At 41.4% G+C, this 23,105-nt stretch carries 25 protein-coding genes; 2 read left to right on the plus strand and 23 right to left on the minus strand.

All coding sequences use genetic code 11. From position 1 onward, the window contains the following. Window positions 1-55: 55 nt before the first annotated feature. The 4 genes from AXI59_RS12275 to AXI59_RS12290 are packed head-to-tail and all read right to left on the minus strand — an operon-like array spanning window position 56 to window position 6,617. Complete coding sequence (locus AXI59_RS12275) at window positions 56-3,214, minus strand: type I restriction endonuclease subunit R (RefSeq protein ID WP_061528366.1); 3,159 nt, start codon at window positions 3,212-3,214, stop codon at window positions 56-58. A gap of 20 nt (window positions 3,215-3,234) precedes the next feature. Beyond that, window positions 3,235-4,446 carry a restriction endonuclease subunit S gene (locus AXI59_RS12280; RefSeq protein ID WP_061528367.1) on the minus strand — a complete coding sequence of 404 codons (1,212 nt, stop codon included), beginning with the start codon at window positions 4,444-4,446 and terminating at the stop codon, window positions 3,235-3,237. Next, entirely contained in the window at window positions 4,436-6,028 is a 1,593-nt protein-coding gene (locus AXI59_RS12285) for a type I restriction-modification system subunit M (RefSeq protein WP_061528368.1), read from the minus strand. Before AXI59_RS12285 ends, AXI59_RS12280 begins: the two co-directional genes overlap by 11 nt. 19 nt (window positions 6,029-6,047) lie before the next feature. Beyond that, entirely contained in the window at window positions 6,048-6,617 is a 570-nt protein-coding gene (locus AXI59_RS12290) for a restriction endonuclease subunit S (RefSeq protein ID WP_061528369.1), read from the minus strand. 565 nt (window positions 6,618-7,182) lie between these two features. On the opposite strand from AXI59_RS12290, the gene AXI59_RS20480 reads away from it, so the two are divergent. Further along, on the plus strand, window positions 7,183-7,383 hold the full coding sequence (locus AXI59_RS20480) for a hypothetical protein (protein ID WP_061528370.1): 201 nt from the start codon (window positions 7,183-7,185) through the stop codon (window positions 7,381-7,383). 102 nt (window positions 7,384-7,485) lie between these two features. After that, window positions 7,486-8,340 (plus strand): Abi family protein, encoded by an 855-nt coding sequence (locus tag AXI59_RS12300; protein ID WP_061528371.1) that lies wholly within the window; start codon window positions 7,486-7,488, stop codon window positions 8,338-8,340. A gap of 26 nt (window positions 8,341-8,366) precedes the next feature. Here the strand turns inward: AXI59_RS12300 and AXI59_RS12305 are convergent, their stop codons facing one another. From AXI59_RS12305 to AXI59_RS19805, 19 genes are read right to left on the minus strand one after another with little or no spacing between them, the layout of a single operon-like run. Further along, complete coding sequence (locus tag AXI59_RS12305) at window positions 8,367-9,338, minus strand: N-acetylmuramoyl-L-alanine amidase (RefSeq protein WP_061528372.1); 972 nt, start codon at window positions 9,336-9,338, stop codon at window positions 8,367-8,369. Window positions 9,339-9,384: 46 nt separating this feature from the next. After that, on the minus strand, window positions 9,385-9,807 hold the full coding sequence (locus AXI59_RS12310; RefSeq protein ID WP_061528373.1) for a phage holin family protein: 423 nt from the start codon (window positions 9,805-9,807) through the stop codon (window positions 9,385-9,387). Between the two features lie 60 nt (window positions 9,808-9,867). Next, window positions 9,868-10,083, minus strand: a complete 216-nt coding sequence (locus AXI59_RS12315; protein ID WP_061528374.1) for a hypothetical protein — start codon at window positions 10,081-10,083, stop codon at window positions 9,868-9,870. Next, the gene (locus AXI59_RS19435) at window positions 10,073-10,237 is read right to left on the minus strand and encodes an XkdX family protein (protein WP_076983166.1); all 165 of its coding nucleotides are present in this window, start codon (window positions 10,235-10,237) and stop codon (window positions 10,073-10,075) included. The genes AXI59_RS12315 and AXI59_RS19435 overlap by 11 nt, the downstream gene beginning before the upstream one ends. Further along, on the minus strand, window positions 10,234-10,368 hold the full coding sequence (locus AXI59_RS20645) for a hypothetical protein (RefSeq protein WP_256994857.1): 135 nt from the start codon (window positions 10,366-10,368) through the stop codon (window positions 10,234-10,236). The genes AXI59_RS19435 and AXI59_RS20645 overlap by 4 nt, the downstream gene beginning before the upstream one ends. Beyond that, window positions 10,365-10,862, minus strand: coding sequence for a hypothetical protein (locus tag AXI59_RS12320; protein WP_061528375.1), 498 nt, complete (start codon window positions 10,860-10,862; stop codon window positions 10,365-10,367). The genes AXI59_RS20645 and AXI59_RS12320 overlap by 4 nt, the downstream gene beginning before the upstream one ends. A 13-nt stretch (window positions 10,863-10,875) precedes the next feature. Next, window positions 10,876-13,605 carry a phage tail spike protein gene (locus AXI59_RS18890; protein WP_063668159.1) on the minus strand — a complete coding sequence of 910 codons (2,730 nt, stop codon included), beginning with the start codon at window positions 13,603-13,605 and terminating at the stop codon, window positions 10,876-10,878. Window positions 13,606-13,617: 12 nt separating this feature from the next. Further along, complete coding sequence (locus tag AXI59_RS12330) at window positions 13,618-14,382, minus strand: distal tail protein Dit (RefSeq protein ID WP_061528376.1); 765 nt, start codon at window positions 14,380-14,382, stop codon at window positions 13,618-13,620. Then, complete coding sequence (locus tag AXI59_RS12335; RefSeq protein WP_061528377.1) at window positions 14,379-19,520, minus strand: phage tail protein; 5,142 nt, start codon at window positions 19,518-19,520, stop codon at window positions 14,379-14,381. Before AXI59_RS12335 ends, AXI59_RS12330 begins: the two co-directional genes overlap by 4 nt. Window positions 19,521-19,524: 4 nt before the next feature. Then, a complete protein-coding gene (locus AXI59_RS12340) occupies window positions 19,525-19,833 on the minus strand; it encodes a hypothetical protein (protein ID WP_061528411.1) in 309 nt (102 codons plus the stop codon). 47 nt (window positions 19,834-19,880) lie between these two features. Further along, complete coding sequence (locus AXI59_RS12345) at window positions 19,881-20,387, minus strand: tail assembly chaperone (RefSeq protein ID WP_061528378.1); 507 nt, start codon at window positions 20,385-20,387, stop codon at window positions 19,881-19,883. Window positions 20,388-20,442: 55 nt separating this feature from the next. Then, window positions 20,443-20,730 (minus strand): fibronectin type III domain-containing protein, encoded by a 288-nt coding sequence (locus AXI59_RS19440; protein ID WP_276203581.1) that lies wholly within the window; start codon window positions 20,728-20,730, stop codon window positions 20,443-20,445. After that, window positions 20,699-20,986: a fibronectin type III domain-containing protein gene (locus AXI59_RS12350; RefSeq protein ID WP_156476279.1), complete on the minus strand. Its 288-nt coding sequence runs from the start codon at window positions 20,984-20,986 to the stop codon at window positions 20,699-20,701. Before AXI59_RS12350 ends, AXI59_RS19440 begins: the two co-directional genes overlap by 32 nt. Next, a complete protein-coding gene (locus tag AXI59_RS12355) occupies window positions 20,955-21,467 on the minus strand; it encodes a phage major tail protein, TP901-1 family (RefSeq protein WP_061528380.1) in 513 nt (170 codons plus the stop codon). The genes AXI59_RS12350 and AXI59_RS12355 overlap by 32 nt, the downstream gene beginning before the upstream one ends. 13 nt (window positions 21,468-21,480) lie before the next feature. Beyond that, window positions 21,481-21,879 carry a DUF3168 domain-containing protein gene (locus tag AXI59_RS12360; protein ID WP_061528381.1) on the minus strand — a complete coding sequence of 133 codons (399 nt, stop codon included), beginning with the start codon at window positions 21,877-21,879 and terminating at the stop codon, window positions 21,481-21,483. 18 nt (window positions 21,880-21,897) lie between these two features. After that, complete coding sequence (locus tag AXI59_RS12365) at window positions 21,898-22,314, minus strand: HK97 gp10 family phage protein (RefSeq protein ID WP_007408589.1); 417 nt, start codon at window positions 22,312-22,314, stop codon at window positions 21,898-21,900. After that, window positions 22,307-22,645, minus strand: a complete 339-nt coding sequence (locus AXI59_RS12370) for a phage head closure protein (protein ID WP_061528382.1) — start codon at window positions 22,643-22,645, stop codon at window positions 22,307-22,309. Before AXI59_RS12370 ends, AXI59_RS12365 begins: the two co-directional genes overlap by 8 nt. Continuing rightward, window positions 22,642-22,938 (minus strand): phage head-tail connector protein, encoded by a 297-nt coding sequence (locus tag AXI59_RS12375; RefSeq protein WP_061528383.1) that lies wholly within the window; start codon window positions 22,936-22,938, stop codon window positions 22,642-22,644. The genes AXI59_RS12370 and AXI59_RS12375 overlap by 4 nt, the downstream gene beginning before the upstream one ends. Before the next feature lie 4 nt (window positions 22,939-22,942). Continuing rightward, complete coding sequence (locus tag AXI59_RS19805; RefSeq protein WP_156476280.1) at window positions 22,943-23,098, minus strand: hypothetical protein; 156 nt, start codon at window positions 23,096-23,098, stop codon at window positions 22,943-22,945. Window positions 23,099-23,105: the final 7 nt, after the last annotated feature.

Below are 23,105 nucleotides of genomic sequence, written 5' to 3' on the forward strand. Positions count from 1 at the left end.
TTAAGTTTTACAGTTGGCCTATAATTATATAGATTTTGTTTCTTCCAAAACGAATTTATCTCAACTCGTCACCCAAAGGTACAATGACTTCATCTAATGCCTTCCTCCACTGACGCTTCATTTCGGGTCCGTATTTCAACCTCTTTGCATCAGGATTGACAGCTTTGTATTTTTCAAATTCCATACTGTCGATAATTCGTCCGATATTCGGAATAGTCTCCGTTCCGATGACATATTGAATGGAAGAGATATGTAGTTCACCTTCATCTACAAACCAAGTGTTTGCAAACTCTTTAATCGTCTGATTATGTTCTTTCGTAAAGAAATCCCTTTTCACTGTGAGAATATCTTCATCTGCGTCTACTTTTTCCATATCAATGGCATTTAGTATCTCACGATATACACCTTTAACAATTTCTGATTTTTCCAGCTTTTGAAGTACACTTTCAATCTCATCACGGATATTCTGATTATTGGCGGAGTACGTTTCCAATAGCCGATCAATATAGGTTGAGTCAACATCGTACATTTTAATTGCATTTTCCCCATAGAACTCAATGTCTGAGAAATCTAATTCTGATTCACCATTGTCCTCTTCAGTTATAAGTGAACCCTTGATCGTGTTATAAATCCCTATATATTCTTCCAAAGTTTGCACCTGTTCTTGAAGCGCCTTTGATGTCTCCATCTCGTCATTGTATTCATCGTACGTCACTAGCGCTTCATAAGAATTGTTTAACTCTTGGAACGCCTTCACAAATTTAATCCGCTCTTCAAGAGGCGAGTTCTCATCAATATCAATTGGATTCGGAACGAGCGTTCTCACATCTTGATGCGCATGTTTAAAACGTTTTTTCGATTCCTGATAAGTAGGATAAACGAGATCAACTTCCTCTTGTGCCTGTGAATATAGCTTTGTAGCATCCTTTACATGCAGCTCCATTGTTGAAGGTTTACGGAATGTGACGATTAAACCTTTTGTTTTTCCGGGATAAGTACGATTGGTTCTTGAAAAAGCTTGAATTAAATTGGCATAAGTTAATTCTCGATCCACAAATAACGTTTGAATTGTTGGTGCATCAAATCCCGTCAGTAAGCGATCTACGACAATGACCAGATCAATTTGTTTTCCAAATTCTTTATACTCTCCCTTTTTACGAGCCAAGCGATTATTAATATCGCCGTTATACCGTTCAATATCTTCCAGCGACCAAGCTGTATGATAATATTCGTTATAATCCCTAATAATCTCTTTCATATCTTCTTGACTTTGCGCCGCTTTGTTATCATTCTCTTGAATTGAATATGTGATTGCAATTCTCGGGAAATTCGAATCTTCAATCGTGCGTCCCGTTCGAATTGGATTCTCAGCAAACTCTTTCGTCATCCATTCTGGCTCTTTCGTCATTTCCTTAATTGCCCGATAATAGCGTTTCGCCATTTCGATCGAATTTGTTGTTAAAATAGCTGATTTTTGCGGCCGACCGTTTTGAAAATCAAATTTTGTATAAGCATTGTCCGGTCTTAGAATCTTACGAATGACTTTTTGAATATGCTCATCACTTTCATAAGAAGATGTTTTAATATATGATTCCTTTTCTATGCCATCCATTTGGTCAATGATGTTATTTATTTCATCCGCAGTAGCATTCGCGTATTTTTCATTATGGCTCAGCTGTTCGAAAATATGATTATTTAATGAAGTTAGATCAATCGTATCTTCATGTTCTACTTGGAACCCTAAAACAGCCCCATCATCTAAGGCATTTTTAATGGTATAAGTGTGCAAAAGTTCTCCATATTGATCACGAGTAGTACGAGCCAATTGACCTTGTGCCTTTTTCTTATTGTCATTAAATATCGGTGTACCTGTGAACCCAAACCAAGTTGAATTTGGAAAGAAACGTTTCATCTCTTTCATTCCTTCTGCACTTAACGCACGATGGCATTCATCCACGACAAAGACAATATGCTGCCCCAGCAGTTTTTTATAGCGCTGTGTGCCGCTTTGCTCCTCTTGCTTTTGTGCATATTCCAAAGCTTTTTCTAATTTTTGCCGAGTCGTAATGATGACGGTGTTAGAATTTGCATCAGAAAGAAGCATAGTACCTAACTCCTGCGCGCTTCCAGTACCGACAATCAGACTGTTAGATTTGGCGGTGCCAGAAGAAATGCCGGTATTATACTCGGAGGCAAATTTGGTGAATTCTGTCGTCGTTTGGTTATCAAGGTCTTTGCGGTCGATGAGCATAATGGTACGATCTATACCTGGTTTGCGCGCTAATAACTTTGTAGAAACAAAACTTGTCAGCGTTTTTCCTGAACCGGTCGCATGCCAAACAAAGCCGGATTGATGTTTCATAGCAGATGTAAACAAGGCTTCAATCGCATGAATTTGATACGGTTTTAACACCACTAAAGCTTTGCTGTCCTGGTCTTCACTTACAATCGTATAATTGGCGATCAATCGATGCGCATCCGGAATGTTTAACACTTGTTTCACAAATTCGTAGAGATTTTCTACTTTTCGATTGTCCGTCGTCCGCCAGCTAAAGACTAATTTCTTATGCATGTCTTTTGGCATTGCATTGGCAAAGTAGCGTGTCGTTTGTTCGTTGGAAATGACAAATAACTGAAGAGTAGAAAAGATATTATTTCGAAACATCCCTTCTTCTGCGTATTTCTTAATCTGATGATAAGCTTGGAATACACCGTCTTTGGCAGTCGCCTTTTTCAATTCAATTTGAACAATAGGCAAACCGTTAATTAAAAGTGTTACGTCAAATCGGCGGTCACGGCCATCAACATCAGCCTTTTGCTTCGCAATCTGATGAACGACTTCGTATGTAGAGATACCGCCTCCAATATCTTGATTGGAATACAGCACCAACGACATGGAACCTAGTGAGACATCTTCACGTTCAATCGTAATCCGAGCAATTCCATTTTCCCCTTTGAGCCATCTAGCAGCATCAAAGGGTGTCTGTGTTTTCGATAATAACTCTGTCTTTATCGTGTCAAACTCTTTATCAGAAATTGGATGTTCCCCAATTTCTGATAAGTTATTTTGCGTGATTTTTTGGCGCAAGTTCTTCCATAGGTCTTCTTCAGATTTTAAATCAGGACGATAATTCCACTGATTGTGCCCTTCCCCTAACACTTCGATTAGTCGACGTTCTACTTCAGCTTCATCTTTATGCTGTATCGTTGTCATGTTTTCCCCCTCTTTATTCGTTAGACAAACATCTTTTGCAAGAATGCTTTTTTCGTTTCTTTTAAGGTATCTAATTCACGTTGATGGAGAGCGATCGTGTCGTCTAGTTTTTTGAAGAAGTTGCCGATTTTGAATTGTTCTTTTAAAGATGGTACAAGTAGATCCATTCCCCTTAGTCTTTTTCCGGATATTTCTAAAAAAGTTGATCCTGATGCATGTTTTAATGCAAATTCTTTTATCTTATATCCTATTGAATAAACAAAATAAATATCATAGTCATTATTTATTACTAAAGATTGAAAACCTTGATTTGTAGCCCCATCTTTCTTTAAGATAGCCATATCTCCTATACCAGCCCGAGAGGTGAATAAAATAGTTTTATTCGCAGGCAGTACTTTTGCAGAACTCTTTTTTAATCCAAGTGAAGTTATTTTTCTTTGGCTACCGGTAGCATACGTCTTTTTTCCAATTTCTACAGGCGAATACCAATCAATATCACCATCCCAGTATTCTGGAACATTAGTACGCGGTGTCCCCCCACCAATAATTTCAGCCACTTCATTCAACTTACGCTCTTCCCAATCTCCAGTAAATCCCGGGAACCGAACTTCCGGCACGGACTCCCCTTCTTTTGGAAACATTTTTTGCAAGAATCCCTGTTTTGTTTGTTTGAGGGTGGTTAGTTCTTTCTGATGAAGAGCTATCGTGTCGTCTAGTTGTTTGAAAAATTCCCCTATCTTCACTTGTTCATCTTTATTGGTAGGTAATGGTATGATTAAATCTTTTACTATAGAACCTGATAAATTTCCTTGTCCACCTTGCAAATAGGTATTAATAATTGTACTTTTTTGTTTCTTAAGCCATTGAGTAATAAAGTATGAATCATCATCGAATTTAGGTTTTATTGCTAATATCGCTTGATTAATAGCACCATGCATTTTTGATATACCAACTTCACCGCTAGTTGCACCATACAAAGCATACAGGATGTCACCTTCTTCCACCATTTTAGCTGATGAGTTATTTAATCCATCTTCTGTTATGAATAGTTCAGTGCTTTTTGAATTAATCTCTGCAGACCTGATAAAAGGAATGCTTCCACCATAATATAATTTATTTCCTACACTTGGTGTTCCACCCGAATAAGATTCAGTGAAATCCCCCAATTTACGCTGTTCCCAATCTCCACTAAACCTTGAAAACCGCACCTCTGGTGTACGCTTATTTCCCACGATTAAACACCTCTAATGCACCCTTAATCCAGTCAGCATTTTCTTCATCATATTGTAATGAAGAAATCATTTCATACAAGCTAGTCTCTAGTTCCGCTTTTTCTTTTCGAATGTCTTTGATAGTTGAGCCAATCGCAGCCATATCCACAGGTTCTTCTTCTTCAAAGGTATCTACATATCGAGGAATATTCAAATTGAAATCATTCTCTTTGATTTCCTCAAAGGTAGCGAGGTGGGCATATTTCTCGACATCTTCTCGCTTCTTATACGTTTCGACAATCCTATCAATGTGTTCTTTAGAAAGTTTATTTTGATTCTTTCCTTTCACAAACTCTTTACTTGCATCAATGAATAACACATCACGAGTGCTGCGATTTTTCTTCAAGATGATGACTGTTGTTGGAATCGACGTTCCAAAGAATAAGTTTGCCGGCATGCCGATTACGGCATCAATACTGCCATCTTCTAATAGTTTCTTACGGATTACACCTTCTGCCGCTCCACGGAACAGAACTCCATGTGGTAAAACGATGGCCATTGTTCCCGAATCTTTCAAATGGTAGAACCCATGTAAAAGAAAAGCAAAGTCTGCTTTTGATTTTGGCGCTAACTTTCCGTAACGATTGAAACGTGAATCATCTAAGAATGTAGCATCTGCAGACCATTTTGCAGAGTAAGGCGGATTCATAAGAACAGCATCAAAAGTATAAGGCTCATCTGTCGGCCAATCTTTGTTCAATGTATCCCCATTGCGTAAACGCATATCTTCTTTATTAACACCATGCAAGATTAAGTTCATCTTCGCTAGATTAAAAGTTGTTGTGTTTAGTTCTTGCCCATGATATTTCACACTATCTGGATAATGAATATAGTTTCGAATATTCAACATTAAAGAACCAGATCCCATCGTGGGGTCAAATACGCTAAACAATTTTTTGTCTTCTTGACCGATGGCGGCAATACGCGCCATCATGTCAGATACTTGATGAGGTGTGTAAAATTCTCCCGCTTTCTTACCAGCTTCTGAGGCAAATTGACCAATTAAGTACTCATAGGCATCCCCAATCACATCTCCATCGTGACTGATTACATCGACATCATTTAGTTTCTTCAGTACTTCTGTTATCGTAATGTTTCGCTGTTGATCATCTGATCCCAGTTTTTTTGATGTCAAATCCACATCATCAAACAACCCGTTGAATTGGTCATATTTCGTAGACAAATCGATAAAAGCTTTATTCAAGTCATTCAGCTGAAACGTGTTTTGTGCCGCTTGTTTCGCTAATACATTGAACAAATGATCTGGTTCAATATCATAGCCTAATGTATCCACTAACGTTTCAATCAAGTCATTTTTTATCTCTTCATCTGCTAATAAATCCCGGTACAATTGCGTTTGTTTTTCTTGTGTGTTGTATTCTTCTAGCGATTCATCTGCTATTTCAACTACTTTTTCTAATAACTTATCAGACAAGTATTTGTAAAAGATCAATCCCAATAAGTAGTTTTTGTATTCTGATGCATCCATTTTGCTTCGCAAGTTGTCTGCGGCGCTAAATAATTTTGAGTGTAATTCAGCCATGTTGTGTTCCTCACTTTTTCTATTGTTGGTCTAATCTCTTTAATGCTTCTAAATAAAGTTGCTCTTCAAGTTCCGCTTGTTTCTTTGCCAAAGCTTGCCGCTTTCTCAAAAAGAAATAAGCTTTTCCAATCGTTCGTTGCTTCTCAATACTTGGTAACTTAATTTCCAACTCTTTTAATATCGCTGGTGTCAATTTTGGTACAGTACTTCCTTGCATGGAAATCGCCATTTGCTTTTTCATTGCGTGCGATTCATTTAACGCATAACATAAATACCTACTATCCAAATCATCATGTTCAATCATGAGTTTTGCAAAGTTTTGGTTGATGATCTTCCCATGATGTAAGTCACTCACGATCCCAGCCTTGGAACTGACAAAGCTGAAAACAACATCTCCGGCACTGCTCAAATAACTTTCTTTATGAGTTGACTGTCCAGCCTCAAAACTAGCTTGTGAGTCCAGAAACGAACCATTTAAATCATTCATTAAATCCTCATATGTATAAGCAATTAATGTAAGGTCATTTTTCTCGCTGCCTCTAGAAAGGTTTCTCCCTATTTTAACCGTTACAATATCTTCAAGTCGCATATCCCGCCCTCTTCAAAAAGGTATTTCTTTAAAATTACTCAATAACACTTGTGATCATATCACTCAGAAAAAAGTTCGTCAACAATGTTTATGTACTTTTAAAGAATTACACAAAATATTCAAATGGATTCTAAATCATAAAGAAAACTCAGCAAATAAGACAGAATGACAAAAATAAAAGAGACCTCCCGTAAATTCAGTGAACTTACGAAAGGTCTCTATAACCTCTGATACTTTTTAGGTCTTCTTAGAATGAAAACTAGTAAAAGTTAGCATAACCTTTTGAATACCTATATATCAAGGGCTCGGGGGCAGATTACATCATGCCGCCCATAGATCAATCACTTTCAAGAACATACATTCCTATTCATTTAGGAAATTCGATATTAGTTTTTTCGCTCGATTGTCCCCATATCTCTCATTAATATTCATATTTGAATTTATAAAGTGTGACCAATTGTGTGACCAAAATAGCTAATTGAATAAACCGTCTGATCAGGAACAAGCCTCTTCGTTGAAATCAGAACCTGAGTTCGTTTATACTCCCGTTAGGAGTTGATTCACAATGACCGATTTTGAACGGAAAGTGTATCGGATTATTTTTAATATGACCCACTTCGGGAAAAATCCCTCCATAGAACAATTGAAAAGGAAAACCGGGAAAGACGAACAGGCAATACGTGTTGCTGTGAAAAGTTTGATGAGACAGCGCATTTTGAAGTGGGATAAGAAAAAAGAAAAGTGGATTTTCCTAACTGTACGTTGACAATTTCATATATAAATAGTATAATAAAATTAACAGAACTCACACGCCTCTTAACAATGCGGACCACGGTGAGTCTTTTTTATATCTAAAGGATGGAAAATAATGACAACACCTCAACCGATCAAAGTATTCAATACACATAGTGAGCAATTAGAAAAATTTAAAAAACGAGGTCTTTTTATCGAAGACGAGCCTCTAGCTTTAAAAACACTAACAAGAATAAATTATTATAGACTAACGGGTTATATGCTTTCGATGAAAGACGGGGACAAATTTTATGAAGATGCTTCTTTTAATAAGGCTTTAAGACATTATGAATTTGATACTAAATTAAGACGATTACTTTTAAAAGCTACTGAATATATTGAAATTGTATTAAGATCTCAATTAGCTTATAAATTTTCTGAGAAGTATGACGGTTTGGGATACAAAGATTCAAAAAATTTTTACGATGAGGAGAAGCACAAAAAATTCCTTGATATTATAGAGAGAAAAATCACTGAGAGCAAAGAGTTATTTGTTCTTCATCATAAAAATACTTATGATAATCAACTGCCATTGTGGGTAGCGATTGAATTATTTTCGATGGGCATGTTATCAAAATTCTTTAAAAATATGATTACATCTGACAAAAGAGAGTTATCTCTTAACTACTACGGAGTTAATCATTCGTATTTAGGAAACTGGTTATATTGTTTAACAAACATAAGAAACATATCTGCCCATTATTCGAGATTATACAATAAAAACTTTCATTTTTCCGTAAAGCTGTATAAGGAAGTGAAATTGAATCGAAAAAAATTAGTTTCTGTATTCTATATCTTGAAGAAAATGTTACCTCTTGATGAATGGAGAAGGTTTCTTGATAGTTTTCTTGTTTTAACAGAAGAGTATGGCGACGTAATAGAAATGCATCATATGGGTTTCTATGATAATTGGAAAGAATATATTAATTGATCCCCCACCGAAATGGGGGATTTTATTTATTTTAAGAGTGATTCAAGTTTTGCTTTCGTCTTCGGCCCGTAAATGCCATCAGCAGTTAACCCGTTCATTAATTGGAATCGTTCAACCGCATTTGCCGTTTTCGGGCCATATGCGCCGTCAATTCCGAAGTTCTTTGCACTCTTATCCGGGTAGTAATGAAGAGCCGCCAGCGCCGTTTGAATCTGTTTTACTCTCTCCCCTCGGGTCAATGGGCTTGTGACTTTAAAAATACCGGAAGGCAGTGGGAACGATTTCTTGCCGCTGGATGAAGATCCGGCCGATCCAGTCAACTTTAATACTTGGCCGACTTTGATCAGGTTCGGGTTCTGGATGCCGTTCAAGCTTTGCAGGGTTGCCATGCTTACGCCTGTTTTCTGTGCAATTACAGAAAGAGCATCACCTTTTTTCACGGTGTACGTCGCCGTGCCGCTGGCCTTTGTATCTGTTTTCGCAGGCGAAGATGCTTTTTTACCGCCGAGACGTTCTAATTCTGCAGCAATGGCCGCCTTTACTTTATCCCATCGTCCTTCTGATAAGATACGATGCGGGCAGTATTTTCCGTTCCAGTCCTGATGCTTTCTGATTCTATCAATACCCCATCCGCGTTCTTTAAGAAGCTGCGCCACAAACTTAATAGCCAACGCCTCCGCTGCCTTATATCGTGGACCTCCTGACTTACTGTAGCAGATTTCCACCCCGATAGACTTACGATTCCCGGTTCCGTTTGTACCGTCGCCAGAATGCCAAGCATTACGGTCCAGAGGAATTCCCTGAATAACTTCTTTATCATCGACGGCAAAATGATAGCTTGTTGACTCAGGATTTCCCGCCATAAAGCTGATTTCATTGGCGGCGCATGCGTCATTTGCCGTGTTGTGAATGGTGATATACTCCGGAGTCATCGGGTTCGGACATTTCAGGCTGTATTCGTCACTTGGAACTAATCTCTTTTTAACTGCAATTGTCATGAAAAATCTCTCCTATTCTGTTTTTGTATTCAAAAAAGCAGCCAGATTAACCAGCTGCTTGATCGTCTTTTTCTTTTGTCTGATCGTTGTCGCTTTCGATTACGTGAAGCCGTTCAGTGATGACGGCCGGAATCTTAACACCGATCTGCGCCAAATTCTCCGTGATAGAAAGGCCCTCGTTTGCGATATAAAAAAGAACGGTCCCAAAGGTCAGGACACCGTTCAAATTTGTTATCGTATCAATAATGTTGGCGACGATGACCACCATAAAACTGAGCATCTTACGAACATATCCAAACCATGCGCTTCGGCTCCGGAGTTGCTTCATTTTCCACGCTTTGATAATGCCGGTGATGACATCCAGGATGCTGAGGATCAGAAGTAAATCAAGGTATTTCACCTCCCCGAAAAGATATGTTCTTGCGATCTGTAAGCTTTCAAAATTCATCCACACATGTATTCCCTCCATTTTATCACCTCCTTCGAGGCAAAATAAAAACACCCTCTCAGGTGTTAACAGATGAAAATTCTATTTATTTTTCGTCTTTTCTTTCTCGAGTTCTTTTTTTAGAATTGTTATTTCTTCATTTGCTTGCTTTAATTTATTTTCCGTATATGAATGAAGAGCTTTAGAATCAGCTAACTTATTATAGAGATCACCAATATCTCCACCCAAAGCATTACATTTTAGCGCCAAAAGCTCACACTGTTCTTTTAATTTTTCCGAGCTCAATTCACTGTTCATCTTCTATAGAAACTCCCCTCTGTTTGGCTGTTATTTCATCATATTCCGCTTGGGTAATCCATCCTACTGATACTGCCAAATTCATTTGCTTGGTCGTAACAGTCCCTTTGCCCCAACACCTATCAAAATACTTATAAGAGTTGCTTTTATTCATTTTTGTAATACTCCCTTTAAAGCAAGCTCTTCAAACAGTTGATTGACAAGTATTTGTGTTAACTCAATATCTGATTTAGTATCGTCTTCACCTGAAGATCCCTTTATGATATGGGGTGTTAATTCTTTCAAAACTCATCAGCCCTTTCACCTGATTGATATTCATTATTAGAAGCAGCACCTTCTGCAATTTGTATTTGAAAGTATTTAGGCAGCTCTTTTAAATCCTCATTTGTTGATACAGGGAAGTCGTCACTTTTAGTAAATGAAACCCCGTACGTGTTGCCATCTGGTTCCACATAAAATTCGAGCAATGTCCAGAAAAGCCTCTCGGGTTTGACACCATTAATACCAACGTCTTCATTACCCTCAATATTCTTGATCAGATAATACTCAAAATCACTTTTATTTTCTTCTCCTTCTAATATCATTAATTTATATAGAGAAAGAGTATCTTCGCTTTCCAATGAAAAGTAAACCGCATCCATTTGAGTAACAGTTTCGTTTGCCTGTCCACTATTTAAAATCAATTTGAAGTTTGATACAGTTACCGCCCCGGCATCTTCTTCAATTTTTAAACCTTTCATTTTTATGTCATCAGCTCTATAGTTGACCATACCCAACATATGAAGCGCCTCCCTACCTTGGTTCGTAAATATACAGAATCATTAACCTACCGACACTCTGACCTTCTACATTAACCGTTCCAGTGCCACGAACTCTAAAAGAGATAGTTGCTGATTTATCTCCATTTAAGGTCATGCTGGGCACACCGCATGTCACGCAGTCTGAATAACTCCCGTAAGCTTGTACTGTAGCGAAAAAAATGTTTTCAACATCTGTTCCAATACTTAGAGTTCCATCACCATAAGCAGTGCTCCCGCTGCCTTTATTTATATTGAAATTGTCCCAATAATGAACCCTGAGGATCGCATTGCTTTGTAAGCCTCCCCTTACATCAGTTACAGCGCTGCTGAGGGTCAAGCCAAGAGCTTGGGAAGATAGTTTCAGTTCATTCCCAGCCTGCAAACGAACGTTATAAGGCAAATACACCGAATCGCCGTAATAACCCATATAATTTCCATCGCCGGGTAAGGTATCATCTCTGTCAATTTTGAACATTTGCTTTGCAGTGGCATCCCCTTGATATTGCCACACTTCAAACCCAAAGCGTTCATTCTCAGAACCAGCCTTATCCGGACCCCTCCCGGTAAATATTGCAACATTTCCCCATTTCGTAGTGCTATCATTCGAGTTTTCCACAACAATTTTAGGCACATTTGTATCGTTTGGTGTTGCTCCTGACCAATTTGCAAAATAGGTCGATCTTAATTCTAATCTCCCGTCCCACTTTCCATCAGCATTAGGTGATCCACCTATAATTGTTTTTCTATCTACAAAATCTGCATTTAAGAAAGGGGCGCTGTCAGTTCCACTTATTTGTTTCGCTAATGTCAGATAATCCTTCGACCCCATTAACCCAATTCCCCGTTTTGATGTATTGCCAGACTTCCAAACAGGCGTCAAAGAGCCTATTATATCGTAGTTAGGTTTAAGGTCATCAGTACCTGGATCGTAAAACAATAGATTATAGTTATACATTTGTATCGTTTTTCTGCCGTTTAATTCAGACGTAATAGTGCCGTCTTTCAGCTCGATCGTATCCCCGGAATCATTTTCACTTCGAACGATGACACCTGAGAGAATACCACCTTTGATCTTGTCGGCTACCAGACTATTAATTTTTGCATTCGTGATAGCTCCGTTCGCCACATTCAATGTATCAATAGCAGCAGTACCAATTTTTGCATTTGTAATTGATAAATCCTCTATATGATTCGTACCAATACGAACTGTGGCCGCTGAATACTGGTTAGTGAAATCACTCGGTGTACCTTTAGTATTCAAAGCTCGAATGCGATAATACCAAACCTGATCAACCTCGGCGTCATGAACGCAACCACCGTCTTTTCCTCGCCATATCAAAGTAGCGCTAGACGGAACAAAACCATTCATCTGAGACGCATAAACTTCGTATGCAGCAATGTAAGAGTAAGGTTCGAAATCCCATGAAAGAGCTACTTTTGAAAAAAGCCCTTTCGCTTGAACATTTGTCGGAACAGGTGGTTTTATGTCTGGGAAATTTTCATCGGTTATTATTATATTTTTACCAATATTATTTAAGGAGTCTTCAATTTTATCCAGCCGCGTGTCTGGTTCATAAGCAGAAAGAAATTGCCCGATTTCCACTACACAGGTATTATCTGGATCAGTTATGTCGTATTCCATCGAAATAACCCGCTGCGATGTCTCAATTGGGATAGCGAAGTTTCGATCAATTGCTATCGTAGTATCTCCCAATTCCACATGCTCATGTTCATATCCCGGAATGTTTTGAAGCAGTTGGACCGACAACTCATAATTAACTTCTATTTTTGATGCTGTGGTTATTAAGTAGTCATATGTTGCTTTTAAAAGCTCTTCTGGGTCTGTTATATCCTCGTTGTTGTATTCGCCTTCTCTGTGTATTAAAACGTCATTTTTAAGCCGGCCCAGCTGTTTTAATAAATCCGGATCACCAACCCATTCCTGGCCTAAAGGCTTGTCGACCGGATCACCTTTTGATTTTTTCCATTCTACTTCCGCAAAGTCAATAAAACGGGAATAACCGCCCGTTTCTTCTCCGTCATCATCAGTAGATGCAATAGATGCCCCGTATCCCCAAAGGGCTGTTACTGGATAGCTGATGACAGTTCGACGAATATTTATCGTATCCTTGTCAATCTCAAAGCGCTTGCCGCTGTCCTTACCACGTCGAGGAAGTATTTTTATGATTCTTCTCGTGACCTTATTCCCGTCAAATTCTATAGTGTCCTGAAGCTCGCCGCCCCATATATTGATTACGTCAGCAATACAATCCAGCGCTGATTTCTTATAAAAGGTAGTTGAATTTACTCCAAGTTCAACTTTTACCTCAGCCACCCACCTTGACCGGGAAAGGACATTATCCAGTACAAACTGCGCAGTTTTGTTAGTGGGGCGGAAATCTTTGACTCTGGTTTCAGCAAGCTCCATCATGGCCGCTTCACACGTAACCAGAGTGTTTGTTTCCCCTTCTTCGTCTGTATCATCCAATTCCTTGATGACAAACAGACGCAAGATGCCATCCTTATCCTTGAACACTACTTGATTCTCTTGAAAAAGGAATCTTGCGTCAGGATGGGAAGCATCTGCTACAAAAGAAAAAGAAGAACCCTTGTTAAGTTCTTCTTTATATTTTGCATCCCAGAACATGCAGGTTTCTTGTCCGTGGCTGGACAGCACTGTCAATAATTCATCATCGGGTGAAAGTATATACATGTCAGCCATGGCCGGACCTCCTTACAAATATGCCTCATTAAATTTGATATTGCTCTTATGACTGAATTTGATTTTCACTGGCGTCTTGGGCGGCAGCTGAAACCAATCCGATTGAATTTGAAGTGCTGGCATGATCAACTTACCGCTACATGTTACCTTTCTTTTCGCTGAATCAATTATGAGAGTGTCGCCAGCGATGAAATCATACAGCAGCTTGATTGTTTTCGATACAGACCCATCAGCATTTAAAAGAGCCACCTCGTAGGAAGTGGCTTTCTCATCAAAAACGCATTCGATTATTGGCTCTATGGCTGCATAACCCGGATTGGTGATAGTTTGAATTCCTGAATTAAATTCAAAATCCTTTGCCGGACCGTATTTTTTTGGATCAGGACAGATAAAAGTCAATGTTGCAGTCTGAAAGCCTCCCTGCTCTTCGCCTTCTGAAATGCTTTCAAAGACAGCATTATAGACTCTGTCAGGCTCATCGTGAAAAATTAACGGCTTAGGCTCTTCAGTGTGCAGAATAAAAGTCAATTCCTCCTGCTTTTTCTTCAGCTCTTCTTCACTGCTGAAGGCGAAAAGGACCTCAATGGTTATGACTCTTACAGGAATTCTTGTGTTGCGCAGGAAACCGCCGGGGCGATTCCCGATAGTGGCTGTATTCACTTCTCTTCCTGTCACTCCCCGGCCGCCCGTGGACTTCACATAAAAGAAGGGTGATATATCAATGCTATCAAACGTGATTTTCCATTGGTTAGGCAGCAGTTCCTGATAATTAATCAATTAAATCTCACCCTCCTTGCGTTCGATCTTCTTTGTGCGTCTGTGACTGGCTTTTCTACTCCTTGACCGACCTTCTTGCTGTCCATCTCAACCACAATCATTCTGTCAGGCAATTCAAGGTTCCGGATGTCCGCGCTCAATTCTTTTCTAACAGTGCCAAGTTCACCGCTAGAAATGGAAGTGTCATATTCAAAATTCATATCCTCTTGCTGAATAGTCATAGCATCACTGACGGCTCCCATGGCTTTCTGGACAGTGCCGATACCGTTCTGAATCCCGACAGCGATACCAGCAGGAACCATGATACCGACCTGATCCCGCATCAATCTGGACGGGGAATGGATTTTCAATTTCTTCTTAATGGTTTTCTCAATTGTTGAGGCGATGGAATTTGCTTCTTTCGCAAGCTCGCCCTTCATGTTTTTCATTCCGGAAATAATGCCAGCCATTGTATTTGACCCGATGGCTTTCCCGCTTTTCTTCAGAGAACCAAGCTGTTTCACATCCACTGTAAGCTCCCCAATTTTGCGGAGATAGTCATTTTTCAAAAGCGCCAGTTCTTTATTTGCAGCCGATCGCAATTCACTTATTTTCTTCGTTGTCTCGTTCTTCAGCCCGGTTAATTCTTGAGCAGCCTGGTCGCTGGCAAGCTTGTGTTTCTCTTTCCACAGACGGACATACTCGCTTAATTCCGAGTCTGTCATGCGGGAAATCGCATTAATCTGATCAGCTGATCCGACACCCATTTCTCTCAATTCATCTGTGAATGCCTTCGGTGCCCGGCTGGCTATTTTTGAAATGTCAGTGTTGAACGTTTTGATTTTGTCCAGCTGTTTTTTTAGATTTGCAGTCAGCTTGGAGCCGTTCACTTTTTCACTTGAAACATTATCAAATAGACCGATAGCGTTGTAAATCGCGTCCGTTCGGTCTTGCAGTTCCTTTTTATAGGCATCGTTGGCCGCCTTAATATCGGCAGTCAGTTTATCATTCACTTTTTTAAATTTTGAAAGATAAGTGTTATTCGCGGAAAGAACTCCCTTGTTAAGCTTGTCAGCCGCTTTCTTTTCAGCTTCCTTCTGCTTTCTGGCCTTATCAGCCATCGCTTTTTGTGTCTGATAGATTTCCCGTTGAACCTTTATTTGCTGGTCCGAAGTCAGCTTGTTCTTCTTATTGATTTTTTGAAGCGTTTTAACATAGGTATTCCCGCTGATTTTCCCTGTATCGTATTTCGTCTCGGCTTTCTTAATCTGATCTGATACTTTCTTGGTGTACGCCAGTTTCGCCTTCGCTTCCTTGCGCTGCTGCTCTTTCAGAAGCTTCTTCTGTTTATCAGAGGCACTTTTGGATGCCTGATATATCTCACGCTGGATTTTTCGGTTTTGCTCACTGGTCAGCTTGTTTTGCTTCTGAATCTTTTGCAATGTTTTGATGTACGTATCAGCGCCCATTTTCTTGGTGTCATACTTCACTTCAGCGTTCTTAATTTTGTTGGATACCTTTACTTCAGCAGCTTTTTGAGCCGCTTTTGCTGCTTTCGCTGCGGCCGCTTTTACTTTGGCCTGCGATTTATCAATACCAGCCGCCATACCAGTGCCGACATGATAACCAACTTGGTCACGCATTACCCTTGACGGGGAATGGATTCCCAGAAGTTTTTTCATGCCGTTAGGAATAGCATTTGCCATTGATTTCACTTTGCTCGCTAATGCCCCCGCCATGCCGCTGATGCCATTTATTAATCCTTGGATGATGTTGCGGCCAATGGACTTGAGGTTGATTCCTCTAAAAAACTTCATGACACCATTCCAAATGCTGACGATGCGTTCTTTAGTTGCTTGGATACGGTTTACGATCTGCGCTTTCATGTAGCTGAACGCTGTAGAAGCCGCGCTTTTTATGCCGTTCCATATGGACATCACTCTGCTCTTCACTGTATTCCAAAGGCTTATCACTCTGTCTCTCGTCGCTACAATTCTATTGACGATTTGTGCCCGCATGTAGTTGAAGGTTGTTACAGCAGCACTTTTTAAAGCGTTCCAGACAGATGTCACTGCTGTTTTAATTCCATTCCAAACCGTTGTAAAGACTTTTTTCAATCCGTTAAGGAGACTGGTAAAGAATTTTTTTAATCCATTCCAGACAGATTTTCCGACTGATACAATGCCGTTCCATGTTGAAGTAGCAAATGACTTAATGCCATTCCAAACCGTTGTGAATGCAGTTTTCATCCCATTCCAGACTGATGTAAAGAATGTTTTCAAGCCATTCCAAGTGGATTTACCTACACTAATAATTCCGTTCCACACAGTTGAGGCGAAGGATTTTATCGCATTCCAGACCGTAGTGAAAATGGTTTTGTAAAGATTGAATTCCCATTTGAAGAAAGCAGACAGGCCGGTCCAGATGGTTTTTGCCGCCGATACAATCCCATTCCATACGGTAGAGAAGAACGACGTTATTGCGTTCCATGTTGCTGTTGCCGCTGTTTTGATGCCTTCCCATACAGATTGGAGCCACTGAGATATGACGCCCCAAACTTGAAGGGTATACTGCTTGACCTTGTCCCAATTGGCAATAATGAGGACAACCAAGGCAATAACAGCCGCAGAAATCCAAGCGATAGGCCCCATTGCAATGATCCATGATGCTGCCATACGCGCCGCATTTGCCGCCGCTTGAGCCGCGAGGATGACAAGACGTTTCCCGAATAAGATCATTTGCTTAATTCCGGCCGCTAACATCGTCACAAATGAACTGATTTTAGCCGCAGTCCATGCCGCTGCCATGCGGGTCGCCTGAGCAACAGACTGTGCTGCTAAAACGGTCATTCTTGCAATGAAAAGACCCATCTGCTTAATGCCGTTTGTCAGCATTGTAATGAAAGAGCTAATTTTCATCGCAGTCCATGCGGCTGCTGTACGGGTAGCACTCGCAATTGATTGGGCCGCCATTACGGCCATATTCTTGATCCATAAACCCATTTGAACAATGCCGCGCTTCAGAGCAGAAATAAACGCCGATATTTTCATGGCCGTCCATGATGCCGCCATTTTCACAGCATTTGCAGTGGATTGGGCTGCCATAACTGTGTATTTCGCAATGAATTGCCCCATAGTGACAATTGCTGATTTTAATTGGGTAATCAACCCGACAGTTCTGATCCCGGATACCGCAGAACCAAAGCTGCGCAAATATTGAGCTGCAGTCATAAAATCTTTAAGACCGTTTGTTACAGCGCTGACCGCCACTATTGCCGGAACGATAGCCCTTAAAGCACCGATTAATGAAATCCCTGCTGCAATGAATTTCCCGATTGCCGGGTTTGCTTCCATGGCCGCATTAGTAAATTTCAGAAATCCGTTTACGTTTTCCAGTATCGTTTTACCAAGTGGAGCCATGCCGACAAGCAGATTAATGATAGTCTTCGCGATCTGCCCCAATGTGCTCCATACTGTAGGGCCGTTGGTTTTGATATAGTCAATGAACGATTGAAATTCTTTTGTTTTCGTAACGCTGCCAGCCCACTCATTAAACCGCTTTGTCATACCTACCAGCGATGTCATCATGTCTTGAGACATAGGAGCGAATCCAGTAAACAGCTTTGTCAGGCCGCCCGAAAAGTTTCTGATAATCTGCAGCAGTTTCGGGCCGTTGGTTTTTGTATACTCCACGAAAGCCTGAAATTTCTTTGAAGAACCCAAGTTCGCTGACCATTTCACCCATGATTGGGTCATTCCTTCGATGGATTTTGTCATGCTCTTTCCAGCCGGCCCGAATGCTACGATCAGATTGAAAACTGTCCGTAAGACGTTCCCGGCAGATCGGCTGAATGAAGCAAACGCCCCTGGAGCTTCTTTGTTCAGATAGGAAATGAATCTCTGCATGTCCGGAGCTTTAAAAGCCTTGTCCATGCTTTTCGCCAGTCCCACGCCCTCTTTCGCCAGTCCGTCAAACATTGGAATGAGTGAGTTAAGCGCGAGTTTGAACGTATTTAGAGACATACCGAATGTTTTTAAGATCGGCTTTTGAACCATCGTACCGATGTCCCGCCAATTGTCTTTAAAGTCTTCGAGGTTCTTTAAAGCCTCTCTCTCTTCTTTTCCAAGAGATTTTTGCAGATTATTGATCTGTTTCATGATTTTAGCGCGCTCTTTTGCGCTTGTTGCATTGTCCAGCTTCTCCTGCAGCTTTGAAAGGTCTTCGGATGCTTTGAATACACCGCTTATTGAAGTGATAGCAAGGGCGCCGAATGCCGCCGCACCTGTTCCCGCTGTTGCAAATGCACTGGTTAACCCCATAACCCCGCCGGCTGCCACTCCGAGCATAGGGCCCAATGAGCCGATTGCCCCGACGATACTTGCAAGTGCTGGCGAGATTGCAGGAAGTAAGGCCGTTAGTGCCCCGGCAATTGAATGACCGATTACAGTAGAAACAGAATTAGTAATTTTGGCAAGCCTGTTCATTGACGTTTCAAACCGATCAATCCGGGCCTCTATACTAATCCATACTTTACGCGGTAAAGATGAAAGCGCCGCACGTGCAGTTGCTACGGAACGCATTAAAGCAGCCGTGTTTCCGTTTATGACTGTAGTAATTCTGTTTGGTAGCGAAGCCAGGGCTGAACGTACAGCAGCAACGCCACGGATGACGGGAGACGTTGCCGCATTAAATGTAGTAGTCACGTTATGAGAGACAGAAGATATTGCTGATCTCGCTACAGCGACAGCGCGCCCTAAAGGAGTAGGATTCCCGTCTATCGTCGTTGTGATCCTGTTTGCAACGGCCGACAGCCCTGCTTTAGCACGCGCCAGTGCCGAAGATAACGGACGAATATTTCCCATTAATTCAGTTGTTACGGTTTGGGGAATCTGCCGTAATCTTTGCTTCGCCCAATTGATAGCCCGTTTTAAAGGGTCTGAATCGGCATCTAAATCAACCCGCGTGCGTTCGTGCCGATGGACGAAGTTGTCTATTTGTTGTGATGCCTGCCGTACTCTTGCCTGAAAGCTTGCAATTTCAGCGTCAATCTCTACTGTGTGATGATCAGCCATCCGGCGCATTATATCGTTGACACGATCCATACTGCGATTGAATTTTCGTGTCTGTGCTTCAACTATAGCTGTCAGTCTTTCGATCATTCCCTCACCCCATTCCTTGACCAAATTTTGCAAAGTGGTTGCGGATTGTATCATTAAACCGCTGAACCCCTTCGGCTCGTTTGCCGAGCTTGTTTACGTCTGACTTGCGCCATTTGTCATTATCACCAGTAATATTGCGCTCCAATTGGCGTCTGGCCTTCCTCGCATCAAACATTTTCGTTTCTTTGGGGCGCTTCTCATTCATGGCGTAACGGTGGAACATGGCGTTTCTTGCCATGAGCTCCAATTCGTCTATTTCTCGCAACTTGGCCCCTTTGAGTAAAAGTTTGTACTCGTTAGGAGTCCATGACATGATTAAATCCACATCATAAACCCCAAGCCAATGTGCGGAATTCGTAATTATTTGGTCATAGTCGATCCCGTTCTCTCTTTGTACGCATCTTTCATCATCTTCAGGACTTCCTTGCCGTTCTCTTCGTCCTCCAGCCGTTTCGCTTCCATCTCCGGTGTTTCGTTCGGCGCTGGTTTCTTCCCTTTGTTCATTTTCTCCATCATCTTCCATCGTTGACGGATCACGCCTTTGAAAAAACCCGCTGAGTCCAGTGTCGTGAATGCTTCATTGATCATCTTGTCAATTGCATCGCCTGTTTCGTCTTCATCAATGATTTTCATGATTGCTTCTTCAATAGCCTCAGTTGATGGCTTTTCTTTCTTCAAGTAAGCCAACGCACAATCCCAAAAAGCAGAAAGATAAGAAGCCTCTTCATTCAGCAGACTCATATAAATGTTCATTGTGCCGCCTTTGCCATTTTCTTCATCAGTTGAGTATTTTTCATTCGCCAATCTGTCAAAAGCAAAGTCGCAGCGTGATTTGTATTCTTTATCTCCGATAGTTAAGTAAGCCATTTATAAAACCTCCGATTATTTTTGTATGTTAAAAAGAGCCCGGGAAACCCGGACCCTATGTTTGCTTTTCTGTTCGAATCGTAAAATTAGCCGATCTGTCCGATTCCCCAGCCGAATTCACTGCCGACACATTAAAAATGTAGGCAGTATCCGGGTTCAGGTTAGGGTTCGACGTATACGAGTTCTTTGAGACAGTCGCTATTTTTGCATAAAACCTGTAAATGTTGTAAGAGGTCGCCCCTTTCACCGCATCCCATGTAAAACTCACTTGATTTGATGTGACGCTTTTCGCAGTTATATTGCGGGGTACTTTAGGGCGTAACTGCTTGTGTTTGTGTGACAATCTCAGTCATTGAAGACTCGCCCGCATCGTTCACAGCAGAGACGTTGACCGTCAGTTTTGTATCGGCCGCAATTCCTGTCAAGGTGTGGGATGTGCCTGTGACAGTTGCGTCCAGTTGCTTGCTCGCTCCCCTGTAGACCTTATAAGAAGTTGCCCCATCTACCGCATCCCATTTCACAGTCACGCTGTCAGCCGTAGCCGTGAACGATAGATTTTGGGGCGCCTTAGGGCGTAGTCGTACCGCCGAATTCCTCAAATTTAGTAGCACCTGCGGAGGATTCAATGGCTTTCAACACATCGTCCGGCAGAGGCGGCAACTCGCCTTTGAATGTTTTCCCGAGCACAGGCAGAGTTATTGATACTTCAACAAACCCATCCTGCGGCTGACTGAATTCCAAGCTTTCAATAATTGCATGACCATAGACAGCATCATGCTTATCATTTTTATTTTTGTTTTTATTGGCTTTCCAGACCTTAATTGCCTTTTCGTTATCATAAGCCTCTTCAATCGCTTCCTGTCCCGGATCTGTCACAGCAGCATAATAAGTCAGCTCAAAGCTTTCATTTTTTGTGCCGTAACCGACAATACGTCCTGATTTTGTAGATTCATCCAGCGTATCCTGTTCTTTTGTATGTGACCCTTCTGTTTGGAAGGCGATGAACAGCCCATTTGTCCCTTTTGCATCAATCGGCTGTACGAAATAAATCTCATCTTTACCATTCAATAATTCCGGCATTTCCTTCATCCTCTCAATTGTTTATTGTGAAGCGCATTCTGAGAATGCCGTGACGCGTGTACCCGTCTATGTCGGTAATCACCTGCATGCTGCGCATTTCAGAACGGCATAATAAAAAGCCCTCTATTTCTAGGGGCCTGTTTGTCAATGCTTGAAGCATGAGGCTCAGAATCTCCATTGCTTCTTTCTTGCCGTTGTATCCTGACCAACAGTGTAAAACGACGTTGATTTCTTCACCGTTGGACGTCTTGGTTTCAAATGGGGATACATCATCATCGCCCATTGTCACATAAGGCTTCTGCTGATCTTTCGGGACTGCATCAAAGACGCCCGTGACGCGCCCGTTCAGCTCTTCATCTGTTGATAGCCTCTTAAATAAAGCAGCCTGCAACGGCCACAGGGCAGATCGCATGATGACAGCTCCTTTCTATCACATTTGACTGGCGAAATACCGCATACCTTCATCCACCGCTGGATTCCAGAACGGCTGCGCCCGCATTCCTCGGGTGACCACCCATCTATTAAGCTTGGTGTCATAATAAACCCACGGTGTCTGCCGGCCGCCGCCTTCCTCTGCATAGATTCCAGTTCCATATTCCACATATACGGCATAATCGGCACCAACAGAAATAACGGCCCGTAGGCCGCCCTCTTGGTAGTCGATTTCAATTGAATTTTTCAGGTTCCCCCCGTCTATCGCGGCGGTCGGAGCATTCAGAACAGCATGGCTGTAAATCAGCTCGGCCGTGTCTGTGACAAGCTGCTTAATATCGTCTATGACCCGATTTCTGAACTCGCTCGTGGCTCTTTGCATCTGCCTGACCCATCTACCGCTCACCTCAGCCATTGCCCTTCAGCACCCCCGTAACCTGACATTTCAAATTCATAATCTCATGCATGCCGCCCTGGTCGATCGGATCTGATTTGAGAGTCAGCACCTTGTTTTCGTAGATGATCCGCATTGTCTTCTCAATATCATTGCGATACGGGAAATACACATTGCAATCAACCGGGTTCTGAAGCTGCTGAGCCTGATAATATTCCCGGGACGTAACCCCGCCGACAAAGGCCGCTGTCGTGATGTAATCAGTAAATTTTTCAACATAGCCCCCACCGCCGTCCGACACCTTTTCCAACCGCTGAAACGTGACGACATGCGGGAATTCTTCATAGATCATCGGAATGCCTTTCTGTATGGGTACAGGTTCTTAATTATGTCTTGCGGGAATTCCGTGTTATACGAATATGATACATCCCCCATACTTCTCCCAGACAGACCAGACGGCGTCATATTGTATTCAGTCGCTTCCGCAACAAACATTTTCACACCAGCGGGCAGCGCTTTTGGATCAAAAGTATTTTTGCATTTGTCTGCGGCAACCTCAATTAAAATAGGGACAATCTCTGATAAATAAGCGTCATGCTTATCAGTGGTTATCCCTATCATTCGTTTTACTTGTTGGATGTCCATTGGATCACCCTTTCAATTTTTCGAGAAGTGTTTCCCGTTTCATGTTGAAATAGCCAGGAATCCTTTTTTCTTTTGCTTGTTGTTTAAGCTGATCTAAAGACATGCTCTCGTAATTCATTTTTTTCAACCGTCGCATTCTATTAAAAGAAGCCAGACCCATGAAGACC

It is taken from the genome of Bacillus nakamurai (assembly GCF_001584325.1).
GTDB lineage: Bacteria > Bacillota > Bacilli > Bacillales > Bacillaceae > Bacillus > Bacillus nakamurai.

What these genes read in the sequence shown, in the direction of transcription:
- AXI59_RS12300 (WP_061528371.1), top strand. Translation starts at nt 7,486, where the DNA reads ATGACAACACCTCAACCGATCAAAGTATTCAATACACATAGTGAGCAA.
- AXI59_RS12305 (WP_061528372.1), bottom strand. Translation starts at nt 9,338, where the DNA reads ATGACAATTGCAGTTAAAAAGAGATTAGTTCCAAGTGACGAATACAGC.
- AXI59_RS18890 (WP_063668159.1), bottom strand. Translation starts at nt 13,605, where the DNA reads ATGGCTGACATGTATATACTTTCACCCGATGATGAATTATTGACAGTG.
- AXI59_RS12360 (WP_061528381.1), bottom strand. Translation starts at nt 21,879, where the DNA reads ATGCGATCTGCCCTGTGGCCGTTGCAGGCTGCTTTATTTAAGAGGCTA.
- AXI59_RS12275 (WP_061528366.1), bottom strand. Translation starts at nt 3,214, where the DNA reads ATGACAACGATACAGCATAAAGATGAAGCTGAAGTAGAACGTCGACTA.
- AXI59_RS12290 (WP_061528369.1), bottom strand. Translation starts at nt 6,617, where the DNA reads ATGCGACTTGAAGATATTGTAACGGTTAAAATAGGGAGAAACCTTTCT.
- AXI59_RS19805 (WP_156476280.1), bottom strand. Translation starts at nt 23,098, where the DNA reads ATGGGTCTGGCTTCTTTTAATAGAATGCGACGGTTGAAAAAAATGAAT.
- AXI59_RS12355 (WP_061528380.1), bottom strand. Translation starts at nt 21,467, where the DNA reads ATGCCGGAATTATTGAATGGTAAAGATGAGATTTATTTCGTACAGCCG.
- AXI59_RS12370 (WP_061528382.1), bottom strand. Translation starts at nt 22,645, where the DNA reads ATGATCTATGAAGAATTCCCGCATGTCGTCACGTTTCAGCGGTTGGAA.
- AXI59_RS12310 (WP_061528373.1), bottom strand. Translation starts at nt 9,807, where the DNA reads ATGGAGGGAATACATGTGTGGATGAATTTTGAAAGCTTACAGATCGCA.
- AXI59_RS12365 (WP_007408589.1), bottom strand. Translation starts at nt 22,314, where the DNA reads ATGGCTGAGGTGAGCGGTAGATGGGTCAGGCAGATGCAAAGAGCCACG.
- AXI59_RS20480 (WP_061528370.1), top strand. Translation starts at nt 7,183, where the DNA reads ATGACCGATTTTGAACGGAAAGTGTATCGGATTATTTTTAATATGACC.
- AXI59_RS12375 (WP_061528383.1), bottom strand. Translation starts at nt 22,938, where the DNA reads ATGGACATCCAACAAGTAAAACGAATGATAGGGATAACCACTGATAAG.
- AXI59_RS12315 (WP_061528374.1), bottom strand. Translation starts at nt 10,083, where the DNA reads ATGAACAGTGAATTGAGCTCGGAAAAATTAAAAGAACAGTGTGAGCTT.
- AXI59_RS12285 (WP_061528368.1), bottom strand. Translation starts at nt 6,028, where the DNA reads ATGGCTGAATTACACTCAAAATTATTTAGCGCCGCAGACAACTTGCGA.
- AXI59_RS12320 (WP_061528375.1), bottom strand. Translation starts at nt 10,862, where the DNA reads ATGTTGGGTATGGTCAACTATAGAGCTGATGACATAAAAATGAAAGGT.
- AXI59_RS19435 (WP_076983166.1), bottom strand. Translation starts at nt 10,237, where the DNA reads ATGAATAAAAGCAACTCTTATAAGTATTTTGATAGGTGTTGGGGCAAA.
- AXI59_RS12345 (WP_061528378.1), bottom strand. Translation starts at nt 20,387, where the DNA reads ATGGCTTACTTAACTATCGGAGATAAAGAATACAAATCACGCTGCGAC.
- AXI59_RS12335 (WP_061528377.1), bottom strand. Translation starts at nt 19,520, where the DNA reads ATGATCGAAAGACTGACAGCTATAGTTGAAGCACAGACACGAAAATTC.
- AXI59_RS12340 (WP_061528411.1), bottom strand. Translation starts at nt 19,833, where the DNA reads ATGTCATGGACTCCTAACGAGTACAAACTTTTACTCAAAGGGGCCAAG.